The following is a 12,734-nucleotide window of genomic DNA, read 5'->3' on the forward strand; positions in this document are numbered from 1 at the left end:
CCCCGCCGATGCGTGTGCATCGGCGGGCGAACTATATGCCGTGATTAGGCCGAGAGCTTTGCGCGGCCCTTACCGCGGCGGCTCGATAGAATCGCGCGGCCTGCACGGGTACGCATACGCAGACGGAAGCCGTGCTTCTTAGCGCGACGGCGGTTGTTCGGCTGGAAAGTACGCTTGCTCATACTTTGTCTCCTTGATTTTTGCGGTTCGTGCCCTCACGGGTATCGGAACCGTACGCTTCTTGGTGCACGGAGGTACCGCGACTATTCGCAGTAGGCGGTGCACACACAACAGCACAACTTTAGAAGAGTGGAGGGCGTAAATCAAGTTCTTGACGCTTTTTTCCGCGTGATTCCGGGCTCCTTATGGGGACTGGGTGCGGAATCGAGGAGAGCTGTTGGTGACGATCGAGGGTTTATGAGAGGCCGAGGGGAACCCTGAAGGGAACACGCTACACTCCACTCGCATGAGTCACCACCCCCATCCCCACCCCTGGGGATAACGCGGGATCGCGACTATCCACCGCGGTGCATATCCTCCTCGGATAGCACATTGCGCAACGCTTATCCACAGGCGCACGCAAACGCACTACCCCCTGTAATTACAGGGAAGTCGGCGAATTCTCCACCGTTTTCCACCCTCCATCCACTCCTGTAATTACAACTTTTCCACCGTGTGGAAAACTCTTGTGGAAAACGCTAAATGCCTGTGCATTAAGCGGGTAGAATCTTAATGACCTGCGGAAGGTTCCGGCATCGTTGGCACTCTGTTGAGCCGCCAACGTCTTCTGCGGCAGATTGAGCGGAGGTAAAGACCCCTATGACCGAGTCACTTCAGGCGCGATGGGCGCACCTGCTGTCTATCCTGAGCAGCGACCCGAACGTCACGGCGCGCCAGCGTGGATTCGTGAACCTTGCGCGCCCCCAGGGTCTGATGGGATCTTCGCGCCTCATCATCGAGGTGCCCAATAAGCTCACCCGCGCCGTGTTTGAGGAGCAAATTACAGCACCTTTCCGCGCCGCACTGCACGAGGCGTTCGGCCCCTCCACCACCGCGCTTTTCGATGTGAACGAGGCGATGGTTCCCATTGAAAGCCCAAGTCAGGACGTTAATGAGCCGGAACAGGCCGCGCCCGTCGAACCCGCAATTGCCGCAGCTCACCAGGTTCCCGATGAGCCTTCTGGCTATTCCACCGCAACTCCCTACGCCGAGCCCGCCCGTCGTGAGGCCCCCGTTGGCTCCCGAGCTTTCGAGTACTACACCGAGCCTCATCCGGCGCCGGATTCCGAGGCGCACGTCCCTGCGGATGAGCAGGTGACTCGTCCCTCGCTACAGGCCCTCGAGGCAGAACGAACCGCTTTCCACACTGCGCACAGTGAGGCTCCGGCCCCGGCCGCGCCGGTTGCGACCCAGCACGAAGACCCGGAAAACGCTCCGACGTGGGATAGCTCTGCTCGATTGAACCCGAATTACACCTTCGATACCTTCGTGATCGGCCAGTCCAACCGCTTTGCTCATGCAAGCGCCTTCGCCGTGGCAGAGCAGCCCGGCATCGTGTACAACCCGCTGTTCATCTACGGCGGTTCGGGCCTGGGCAAGACCCACCTGCTGCACGCGATTGGCCACTACACCAAGTACCTTTACCCGAATCTGCGAGTGCGCTACGTGAATTCTGAAGAGTTCACGAACGATTTCATCAACTCGATTCGCGACGACGAGGGTTCCTCGTTTAAGCAGATTTACCGCAATGTTGACGTTCTTCTGATTGACGATATCCAGTTTTTGGCGGGTAAAGAGGCGACGATGGAGGAGTTCTTCCATACGTTTAACGCCCTGTACAACCACCAGAAGCAGATCGTGATTACTTCGGATTTGCCTCCGAAGCAGCTGACCGGCTTTGCCGAGCGGATGCGTTCGCGCTTCGGGTCGGGTCTGAACGTGGATGTGCAGCCTCCGGAGTTGGAGACCCGCATCGCGATTCTGCGAAAGAAGGCTCAGAGCGAGATTTTGCCGGTGCGCGATGACGTTATGGAATACATTGCTTCCCATGTCACGGCCAATATTCGCGAGTTGGAGGGCGCTCTGATTCGCGCGAGCGCCGCCGCCTCGATGAAGAAGCCTCCGGAGCCCATCACCCTGGCCGAGGCTGAGACCTATTTGAAGGATTTGCTGTCGGATACGGGCGGCGCCGAGATTACCTCGGCGCTGGTGCTCTCGACGGTGGCAAAGTATTTCGATGTGTCCATCGAGGATATGCAGTCGAAGTCTCGCACCCGCACGCTCACGAACGCCCGCCAGGTGGCGATGTATCTGCTCCGTGAGCTGACCGAGATGTCCCTGCCGCGTATCGGTAATGATTTGGGCGGCCGCGACCACACGACCGTGATGCACGCGGTGCGTAAGGTGAGCGCGCAGATGGCTGAGCGGCAGACGATTTTCAATCAGGTGACCGAGCTGACGAACCTCATTCGCCAGGAACAGCGCGCCGCCGGATAGGCCCACGGAACCACCTACACCCCCTATAAGCCGCTGACAAGGCGTTTTATAGGGGGTATTGGGGTGATTTGAGAGGGGCAGGGTTATTTTTCGGCCACGATTTTTGGCTACCTGGGGCCCTGAAATGTGGGGTGTGGATAAGCTGTGCTTTAACTCCGGCGCTCGTGTGGACGTTAAGTGCATGAATATTCAAAAGGTGTGGAAGAGAGTAAATGCATAAATATTCATACACAATGCATCCTCAGCTCGGGGAGGATTCCTCCACTTAATGTCCACAGGTCACTTCCGCGTCATTGCTGGGTTCTGTGGGGTTTTCCACCGTTTCCACAAGCGTTAATAATACTACTGTACTTAAAGAAAAAATCCTCCCCATAACATGAAACATTTCCTCGCTCGGGGCTGCCGGGAAGTTCGATATGCATTTTGAGCCGCTCAGGGCGTTCGCCCGTCGTGATTTCAGGAAACACTAGGCGATAGTAAGCGCTTTCTTTGGTTCATTCTCCCTGTTGGTTTTGGCGAGAAACCCACATTTTTGAATATCTAATTTCGAATCTGTTTTCGATATTTTTCAAGGAACCCTTCGCGGTTCTTTGTAATTACAAAAATGCGAGGCTGGTAACCGTGGTGACCGACCGTGTTCACCGCGAATCCCTGTAATTACAATTCGTCTGGATTCCGGTAGGATGGATAGACGCGCGCGCACGGGCAACGCGCACTAGAGCAGGCGAAACCTTCCGGCTCTCTCGCAATTCAGCTTTACGTGCGCCACAAACCGAATCTCTACCACCGTGAAAGGCGCCTTCTCGATGAAATTCACCGTTGAACGCGATGTCCTCGCCGAAGCAGTCGGCTGGACGGCACGCTCCCTGCCCTTGCGTCCTACCTCCCCCGTGCTCAACGGTCTGCTGATTACCGCTTCCGCCGGCGAAGTCAGCATCGCAAGCTTTGATCACGAAACCAGCGCCCGCCAGGTTATCGCCGCCGATGTTCAGGCCGAGGGCGTGTGTCTTGTTCCCGGTAAGATCCTGGCCGAAATCTGCCGTTCTCTTCCGAACGCTGAGGTCGAGTTCACCGCTGATGAGTCCGTGATTCGTCTGCACTGCCGTTCCGCTAACTTCCAGCTGGCCGGCATGCCCGTGGCCGATTACCCCGAGCTGCCCGAGCTGCCCGAAGTTTCCGGTACCGTCGACGGCGCCGAATTTGCTGAAGCCGTCAAGCAGGTTCAGATTGCGGTGTCCAAGGACGAGACCCTGCCCCTGCTGACCGGTATTCGCGTCGAGATTAACGGCGATACCATGACCCTGCTCGCCACCGACCGCTACCGTCTAGCCATGCGCGAAATCAAGTGGAACCCCGTCAACCCCGATGTTCAGGCGGCTGTTTTGCTAAAGGCCAAGACCGTTTCCGAGGTCGGTAGCACTCTCTCCGGCTCCGGCGAGCTCTCCATTGCGCTGCCCGCCGCCGGTGAACTGATTGGTTTTGCCGCCGGTACCCGCCGCACCACGAGCGTTCTGATGGACGGCGATTACCCCAACATCCGTGCTCTCTTCCCCGAGCAGACCCCCATCCACGCGGTGGTTCGCACCTCCGACCTGACCGAGGCAGCTCGCCGTATCTCACTCGTGGCTGAGCGCAACACTCCGCTGCGCCTGAAGTTTACCCAGGGTTCGGTTGCCATCGATGCGGGCCGCGGCGACGAGGCTCAGGCCTCCGAAACCCTGCAGGCTCACCTCTCCGGCGACGACATCACCGTGGCGTACAACCCCTCCTACCTGCTGGACGGTCTGAAGGTGTTCGGCACCGAGTTCGTGCGTTTCTCCTTCACCGATGCGCCCAAGCCCGCCGTGATTTCGGGCCAGGACGAGCCGCTGGCTGAGGATGACCGCAACTACCGCTACCTGCTGATGCCGGTGCGTCTGCCCTCGAACTAGTAGCTTGCCGCCCCGCGCGCCTCCCGAGGCTCTGCCCAGGGAAGGCTCGCGGGGCTGTGCTTTCCCCGTCCGCGCCTATCCTCTCCTCGACCGAACCGTCCAACCGAACCGCATGAAAGGAGCCGTCCGGTGTACATCGACCACATCTCGCTGTTGGATTACCGCACCTACGCGCTGCTCAACCTGCCTCTATCGGCCGGGGTGACGGTTTTTCTGGGCTCGAATGGCGTGGGAAAAACGAATATCGTAGAGGCCATTGAGTATGCGGCGGCCCTCTCTTCGCACCGGGTGAGCCACGATGGTCCGCTGGTGCGCGTGGGCGCCGCCCGAGCCTACATCCGCACCCGCACTGTGCGCGGTTCGCAGCAGACCGTGACCGAGTTTGAGGTGGCTCCCGGTCAGGCGAATCGCGTGCGCATTAACCGGGCTGCCCCGGTGCGCGCTAAGGAAGCTCTGGGTATTGCTCGCACGGTGCTGTTTTCCCCCGAGGACCTGCAATTGGTGAAGGGCGATCCCGCCGGTCGTCGTCGATTTGTGGATGAGCTGGCCGTCTCCCTGCGCCCCGTGGTGGCGGGGTACCGCAGTGAGTACGAGCGGATTTTGCGGCAGCGTAATTCGCTGCTCAAATCGATGCAGCGCCGCGCTCGCGACGAGAACGCGTTGAGTACCCTCGCGGTGTGGGATGGCCAGCTTGCCCTGATGGGGGCGCAACTGCTCTCTGCACGCTTCCGTCTGTTGCAGCGCCTACTCCCCCAGCTGCGTCGCGCCTATGCGGGGCTGACGGACGGTTCTAAGGACGTGGGGTTCACCTACGAATCCTCCGTCTTTGCGAGCATGGGCGAGCGCTCTCTCGAACATGCGGCCCTCATGAGTATCAAGGACCTGAAGGAGGCGCTTCTGCGCGGTTTTGCCGAGCGTCGCGCCGAGGAAATTGAGCGCGGCGTGACGCTGGTGGGGCCGCACCGTGAGGATGTGACCCTGCTGCTGGGCGGCCTTCCGGTTAAGCATTTTGCCTCGCACGGTGAGAGCTGGTCGTTTGCCCTGGCCCTGAAGTTGGCTTCGTGGTTTGTTCATGTGGAGGACGATTCTTCGCCGGGTGCCTCCCCCATCCTGATTCTTGACGATGTCTTCGCCGAGCTCGACTCGGCGCGCCGCCACCGCCTGGGCGCTATGGTTGCCGCGGCGGAGCAGGTGCTCATTACGTGCGCCGTACTCACGGATATTCCGGAGGAGCTGGGTGAATACCGCTTGGTGTCTGTAACTCCCGGCCACGCGGAGTACGTACCGTCGCCCGGCACTCGCGGTGGGAACGCAGCAGGAAGCACCGGTGAGACCCTCGCCAAGGAGAGCGGCGAAACGTTAGCTGAGAATCCTATTGCCGGTGGGGACTATGAGTAACCGTCCCGGAGAGGATTCCGTCCCCCTCACTGCACCCTTCGGCGATTCCTTGCCGATGCCTTCCCCGGCCCCTGACGCCCGTGAGCTCAACAGCACTGTTTCACGTGAAACATCCGGCGGCGAGGTCGATGGCTTCGGTGAATTTTACCGAGATGAGGTGGACGCCCCAGCGGCCCTGCTGACTCGTATGCGCGTGGCCGCCCAGGAACGCGGCGAGGCGCCCCTCAACGCTTTCTCGGCGCGAAAGATTATGCGCGAGTTCGGCGCCGCGATGTCCGGAACCGCCCCCAAGAAACGTCGCGAACGCGCACAGGGGTGGGATCCCCGCGTCATGGGCGGGTACAGCGGCCCCGGTGAAAGCTCCCGCGATCCCAAGCCGCTCGGGGGTATCGTGAGCGCGCTGATTCGGTCCCGAGGCTGGAAAGAGCCCGTGGCCGTCTCGAGCGTGCTGGCCCGCTGGGCTGAACTCGTTGGTCCCGAAATTGCCGCGCACACCAAACCTCTCAGCTTCGAGAACTCTATCGTTCAGGTGCAGTGCGACTCCACCGCCTGGGCCACTCAGCTGCGCCTGATGCACGGGCAGCTTATCGAGCTCTTCCGCCGAGAGCTTGGCGAGGGCGTGGTGGCGCAGGTGCGAATCCTGGGTCCGAACAATGGCCGCTGGAGCCAGCGCGGGTATCGTCGCGCCTCCGGGATGCGCGGGGTGCGCGATACCTACGGGTAGGAGAGTCGGTGGTGCGTGCGGAACGAATTCTTGCCTCGAAACCGGACCGCTTGAAGAAGCAAAACCTCGGAAGCGCCCGCATCCCGGCCGCATAACCGAGGTGTATCCCCCCTCACCGGGGAGGGGGTTGGGCGTCTCTCAGGGGCCATTACGGGCGTTTGAGGGGGTGGAATATGGGTGAATTGCCCATAAAATGGCGCGCTGGATGGCTTTAATACCCCCTTGCTCGGTAAAATAAAGGGGACAATGCGTAAAGTGCGCCCACCCGGGCGCCGCCGGCACCGCGAGTCCCCGAAGGCGCTTCACGCGCCGCGCCGAGGCGTTCTAGGCTACCCTCGGCAGTGTTCGCGGCTCCCTGCCGGTGCCCGGCTTACCCAAGGAGTTTCCCCTCGTGGCACCTGAACAGCCCCATGAATACGGTGCGTCCGACATCACCGTGCTGGAAGGCTTGGAGGCGGTTCGTAAACGCCCCGGCATGTACATCGGCTCGACCACCGAGCGCGGTCTGCACCACCTGGTCTACGAGGTCGTTGATAACTCCGTGGACGAAGCGCTCGCCGGTTACGCCTCCGAAATCGACGTGACCATCCAGGCCGATGGCGCGGTGCGCGTCAAGGATGACGGTCGCGGTATTCCCGTGGATGAGCACCCCACCGAGCACAAGTCCACCGTCGAGGTCGTCATGACCGTGCTGCACGCCGGCGGTAAGTTTGGCGGCGGCGGCTACTCGGTTTCCGGTGGTCTGCACGGCGTGGGTATCTCCGTGGTGAACGCCCTATCGACCCGCGTGATTACCGAGGTGCACCGCCAGGGCTACGCGTGGCACATCTCCTTCTCCAACGGTGGCGTGCCCGACGGTCCCCTGCGTCGCGGCGAGCCCTCCGATAAGACCGGCACAATTCAGACCTTCTATCCGGATCCCGAGATTTTCGAGACTGTCGAGTTCGATTTTGAGACCCTGCGCGCTCGCTTCCAGCAGATGGCCTTCCTGAATAAGGGCCTGACCATCACCCTGACCGATGAGCGCGAGAAGTTCACCGGTGACGAGGTTGCCGAAGAGGAGAAAGAAAACACTCTCAACCGCGTGCGTGCGAACGCTGATGGTTTCATGACCGTCACCTACCGTTACGACAACGGCCTGTTTGACTACGTGCACTTCCTGAACGCCGGCGCGAAGACCATCGTGAACGAAGAGATTGTCTCCTTCGAATCTGAAGACTCCGACCGTAACATGAGCCTGGAAGTGGCCATGCAGTGGACCGGTGCGTACAAGGAATCCGTCTACTCCTACGCAAACACGATCAACACCCACGAGGGCGGCACCCATGAAGAGGGTTTCCGTGCCGCGCTGACTTCCCTGGTGAACCGTTACGCTCGCGACAACAAGCTGTTGCGCGATAAGGACGATAACCTCACTGGTGAAGACGTGCGTGAGGGCCTGACCGCGGTCATCTCGATTAAGATTTCCGAGCCGCAGTTCGAGGGTCAGACGAAGACCAAGCTGGGTAACTCGGAGGCGAAGTCCTTCACCCAGCGCGAGGTGAACGATCACCTGAGCGACTGGTTCGACCGTAACCCCGCCGTGGCCAAGGACATCGTGCGTCGCGCGATTACCGCCGCCCAGGCGCGTATCGCCGCCCGCAAGGCCCGTGAGACGACCCGCCGCAAGGGCCTGCTGGAGACCAGCTCCATGCCCGGTAAGCTCAAGGACTGTTCCTCGAAGGATCCGTCGATCTCTGAGATTTACCTGGTGGAGGGTGACTCCGCGGGTGGTTCGGCGGTTCAGGGTCGTAACCCGAACACTCAGGCTATTCTGCCGCTGCGCGGTAAGATCCTGAACGTTGAGCGCGCTCGCCTGGACCGCGCCCTGTCGAACGCCGAAATTCAGGCGATGATTACCGCCTTCGGTACCGGTATTGGCGACGACTTCAACATCGAAAAGGCCCGTTACCACAAGATTGTGCTCATGGCCGATGCGGACGTGGACGGCCAGCACATCACGACCCTGTTGCTGACCCTGCTCTTCCGCTTCATGCGCCCGCTGATTGAGGCCGGTTACGTGTACCTGGCTCAGCCGCCGCTGTACCGCATCAAGTGGTCTAACGCTCCGCACGATTACGTCTACTCCGACGCAGAGCGCGACGAGGCTCTGGCACGTGGTTTGGCGAATAACCAGCGTCTGCCCAAGGACAACGGTATTCAGCGTTACAAGGGTCTGGGTGAGATGGACTACACCGAGCTGTGGGACACCACCATGGATCCGGCGCGCCGTACCCTGCTGCAGGTGAAGATGGAGGACGCGGCTGCCGCGGACCAGATCTTCTCGGTGCTTATGGGTGAGGACGTTGAGGCCCGCCGCGAGTTTATCCAGCAGAACGCAAAGGACATCCGATTCCTCGATATCTAACCCGCACGACATATTTCTTTTGGGGAATATGTGGAATGGGTTATGTAACCGAGTGATTTATTGAGGGAAATAATGAGCGAAGAACAGCAGAACGAAGTGACCGGAGCTGACGTCGTCAGCACCGGTGACACCGAGATCGTGGACCACCACGGCCACATTGAACAGGTGGACCTGCAAACCGAAATGCAGCGCTCCTACCTGGACTACGCGATGGCCGTCATCATCGGTCGTGCCCTGCCGGATGTCCGTGACGGCCTCAAGCCCGTGCACCGTCGCGTCATCTACGCAATGTACGACGGCGGCTACCGCCCGGACCGCGCCTTCAACAAGTGCGCCCGCGTGGTCGGCGACGTCATGGGTCAGTTCCACCCCCACGGCGATCGCGCCATCTACGACACCCTCGTGCGTCTGATTCAGAGCTGGATCATGCGCTACCCGCTGGCATTGGGACAGGGCAACTTCGGCTCCCCCGGTAACGATGGCGCAGCGGCTCCCCGATACACCGAGACGAAGATGGCCCCCATTGCCCTGGAGATGGTGCGCGACATCAACGAGGACACCGTTGATTTCCAGCCGAACTACGACGGCAAGTCCCTAGAGCCGACCGTTCTGCCCGCGCGCATCCCGAACCTGCTGATTAACGGCTCCTCGGGTATCGCCGTGGGTATGGCGACCAACATTCCCCCGCACAACCTACGCGAGGTGGCCGAGGGCGTGGAGTGGTTCCTGAAGAACCCGCACGCCACCAACGAAGAGCTGCTGAACGCTCTGATGGCTCGCATCAAGGGCCCGGATTTCCCGACCGGTGCGCAGATTCTGGGCACCAAGGGTATTGAGGATGCGTACCGCACCGGCCGTGGTTCGATTACCATGCGTGCCGTGGTCAACGTCGAGGAAATCCACGGACGCACCTGCCTGGTCGTCACCGAGCTGCCCTACCAGGCAAACCCGGATAACCTGGCCATCAAGATTGCCGAGCTCATCAAGGACGGCAAGGTCACCGGTATCGCCGATCTGCGCGACGAGACTTCGGGTCGTACCGGTCAGCGCCTGGTGATTGTGCTCAAGCGTGATGCTTCCCCGAAGGTTGTGCTGAACAACCTGTACAAGCACACCCAGCTGCAGGAGAACTTCTCCGCGAACATGCTGGCCATCGTGGACGGCGTGCCCCGCACCCTGTCTCTGGACGCTTTCGTGCGCCACTGGGTCAACCACCAGCTGGATGTTATCGTCCGCCGTACCCGCTACCGTCTGCGCCAGGCGGAGGAAGAGGCGCACATCCTGCGCGGCCTGCTCAAGGCCCTGGATGCTCTGGACGAGGTTATCGCCCTGATTCGCCGCTCCCCCACCGCGGACGAGGCGCGCACCGCTCTGATGGAGTTCCTGCAGATTGACGAGGCTCAGGCTCAGGCCATCCTGAACATGCAGCTGCGTCGCCTGGCCGCTCTGGAGCGCCAGAAGATTCAGGACCGCCACGACGAGCTGATGCGCATGATCGCCGAGTACAACGCGATTATTGCTTCCGAGACTCGCCAGCGCGAGATTATCTCTGAGGAGCTGGGCGAGATTGTGAACCGCTACGGCGATGAGCGTCGCACCCAGATTATGTACGGCTACAACGGCGACATGTCGATGGAAGACCTCATCCCCGAGGAGGAGGTCGTGGTGACGATTACTCGCGGCGGCTACATCAAGCGCACCCGCAGTGATCAGTACCGTAGCCAGCACCGCGGCGGTAAGGGCATTAAGGGCGCCTCCCTGCGCGGCGATGACGTGGTGGAGCACTTCTTCGTGACTACCACGCACAGCTGGATTCTGTTCTTCACGAACCTGGGCCGCGTGTACCGCGCGAAGGGCTACGAGTTGCAGGAAGCCGGCCGCGACGCGAAGGGTCAGCACATTGCGAACCTGCTGGAGTTCCAGGGTGGCGAGCATATCGCCCAGGTGATGGAGCTCAAGAGCTACGAGGACGCTGAGTACCTGGTGCTGGCAACCCGTGGCGGCATGGTGAAGAAGAGCCGCCTGAGCGATTACGACACGAACCGTACCGCGGGCCTGATCGCCATCAATCTGCGCGAGGGTGACGAGGTTGTTTCGGCCTTCACCGTTTCGGCTGCCGATGACATCCTGCTGGTTTCTCGTAACGGTATGTCCCTGCGCTTCCACGCGGATGACGCTTCGTTGCGCCCCATGGGTCGCTCGACTTCCGGTGTGACCGGTATGAAGTTCCGCGATGGTGACGAGCTGATTTCTGCCAACGTGGTCACCGAGGGTTCCTACGTCTTCGTGGTGACCGAGGGTGGCTACGCGAAGCGCACGAGCGTGGATGAATATCGCGTTCAGGGTCGTAACGGTTTTGGCATTAAGGTTGCTAAGCTTGTGGAGGATCGTGGCGCCCTGGTGGGTGGCCTCATCGTGGACGAAGAGGACGAGGTCCTGGTCGTGATGTCCAGCGGCAAGGTTGTTCGTTCGAATGTGAATGAGGTTCCCGCGAAGGGACGCGATACCATGGGTGTTATCTTCGCAAAGCCCGGTGAGGGCGATTCGATTATCGGTGTAGCCCGTAACCAGGATCGTCAGCTGGACGACAGCGATGATGAAAACACTGAGAATGCCGAGGCGGCAGACGATACTTCTGCGGCTCCCGGCACGGATAACGAGGGTGAAGCGGCGGCTGCCGACCTCACCGCTACTGGAGGTAACTAATGAGCAGCACTCCCGCGAGCTCCTCTTCCGCGTCAGCGCAGCGTTCGGCAGCAGCTGGTGCGTCTAAGAAGGGGGCCCCTAAGTCCGGTGCCCGCCGCCCGGCTCAGGCACGTTCAGGTCAGGCCCGTCCCGGAGCCGCTAAGCGTCCTGCCGGCAAGCGTCCGGTGAATGCTAAGCGTCCGACGGGTTCGCGTCGCCAGCTGGTGCGCCCCGCGCCTCGTTCGAAGATTCGTCGCGCGCGCCTGGTGGTGCAGAAGGTCGATACCTGGTCGGTAGCAAAGCTGATCTTCCTGCTGTCGATTGCTCTGGGTATCGTGACCGTCGTGGCCTCGGTGATTCTGTGGCTGTTCCTGCAGGCTTCGGGTGCCTTTACCGGTGTAAACCAGCTGATTAGCTCGCTGGGTACCGGTTCGACCACCGTGGATATCTCGCAGATGATTTCGCTGGGGCAGGTGGCTCTGGTAACCACGATTTTTGCCGTGGTGAACACCGTGGTCTTCACCCTGCTGGGTATGATTGCTGCTATCCTGTACAACCTGGCTGCAAAGCTGGTGGGTGGCGTGACCCTGACTCTGAGCGACGAGTCTTAAGAGCGCTCGACTATGAGTTTGAATTGGGCGGTATCGTCTCCGTGCGGAGGCGGTGCCGCCCTTTTTCGCGCTATCTTTTCTGGGTTCTGCGGGGGCTTTGGTGGTGTGTCCTATCTTGATGCTGAACCCCTTCACGCATATGTGATGCATAACATATCATTTTGATTTGGCGTTCCCTCTAAACGCCTGTATAGTTATATCTCGTTCTACGGAAGAAATTCCGCAGAGGGAGGGCGTATAGCTCAGACGGTTAGAGCGCTTCGCTGATAACGAAGAGGTCCCAAGTTCGATTCTTGGTACGCCCACTCCGCACTGTGAAAGGCAGAGATGAAGAAAGTTTTTCTGATTATCGCTCTTTCGAGTGTTGTTGTGATGACACTAATAAAGCGTCAGAACAACGAGGTTATCAAGGCCTGGAAATAACTAAACAGTAACAGTGGTTTCCGCTGAAGCGGGGGCGTGGCGCAATTGGTAGCGCATCT

8 protein-coding genes and 1 tRNA gene are annotated in these 12,734 nt (G+C 60.2%); 8 read left to right on the top strand and 1 reads right to left on the bottom strand.

All coding sequences use genetic code 11. The annotated features are described in order from the left end of the window. Window positions 1–44: 44 nt before the first annotated feature. Window positions 45–182, bottom strand: a complete 138-nt coding sequence (gene rpmH / locus HMPREF2674_RS02285; protein WP_005504094.1) for a 50S ribosomal protein L34 — start codon at window positions 180–182, stop codon at window positions 45–47. A gap of 637 nt (window positions 183–819) precedes the next feature. Between rpmH and dnaA the strand changes: the two genes are divergently transcribed. From dnaA to HMPREF2674_RS02325, 8 genes are all read left to right on the top strand, one after another. After that, window positions 820–2,496, top strand: a complete 1,677-nt coding sequence (gene dnaA, locus HMPREF2674_RS02290; protein ID WP_049344499.1) for a chromosomal replication initiator protein DnaA — start codon at window positions 820–822, stop codon at window positions 2,494–2,496. Between the two features lie 806 nt (window positions 2,497–3,302). Then, window positions 3,303–4,427 carry a DNA polymerase III subunit beta gene (gene dnaN / locus HMPREF2674_RS02295; protein ID WP_049332240.1) on the top strand — a complete coding sequence of 375 codons (1,125 nt, stop codon included), beginning with the start codon at window positions 3,303–3,305 and terminating at the stop codon, window positions 4,425–4,427. A gap of 129 nt (window positions 4,428–4,556) precedes the next feature. Next, window positions 4,557–5,825: a DNA replication/repair protein RecF gene (recF, locus tag HMPREF2674_RS02300; protein ID WP_070824710.1), complete on the top strand. Its 1,269-nt coding sequence runs from the start codon at window positions 4,557–4,559 to the stop codon at window positions 5,823–5,825. A 55-nt stretch (window positions 5,826–5,880) separates the two neighbouring features. Then, window positions 5,881–6,549, top strand: coding sequence for a DciA family protein (locus HMPREF2674_RS02305; protein ID WP_371440187.1), 669 nt, complete (start codon window positions 5,881–5,883; stop codon window positions 6,547–6,549). A 391-nt stretch (window positions 6,550–6,940) separates the two neighbouring features. Next, a complete protein-coding gene (gyrB, locus tag HMPREF2674_RS02310; RefSeq protein WP_141761785.1) occupies window positions 6,941–8,956 on the top strand; it encodes a DNA topoisomerase (ATP-hydrolyzing) subunit B in 2,016 nt (671 codons plus the stop codon). Between the two features lie 72 nt (window positions 8,957–9,028). Next, window positions 9,029–11,662 (top strand): DNA gyrase subunit A, encoded by a 2,634-nt coding sequence (gyrA, locus tag HMPREF2674_RS02315; RefSeq protein WP_070824711.1) that lies wholly within the window; start codon window positions 9,029–9,031, stop codon window positions 11,660–11,662. Next, window positions 11,662–12,252, top strand: a complete 591-nt coding sequence (locus tag HMPREF2674_RS02320) for a DUF3566 domain-containing protein (RefSeq protein WP_049332247.1) — start codon at window positions 11,662–11,664, stop codon at window positions 12,250–12,252. Before gyrA ends, HMPREF2674_RS02320 begins: the two co-directional genes overlap by 1 nt. A gap of 231 nt (window positions 12,253–12,483) precedes the next feature. Then, window positions 12,484–12,557: transfer RNA gene (locus tag HMPREF2674_RS02325), tRNA-Ile, on the top strand. The last annotated feature ends 177 nt before the right edge of the window (window positions 12,558–12,734 follow it).

Origin of the sequence: Rothia sp. HMSC062F03 (genome assembly GCF_001836905.1) — a bacterium.
Classification (GTDB): Bacteria; Actinomycetota; Actinomycetes; order Actinomycetales; family Micrococcaceae; genus Rothia; species Rothia mucilaginosa_A.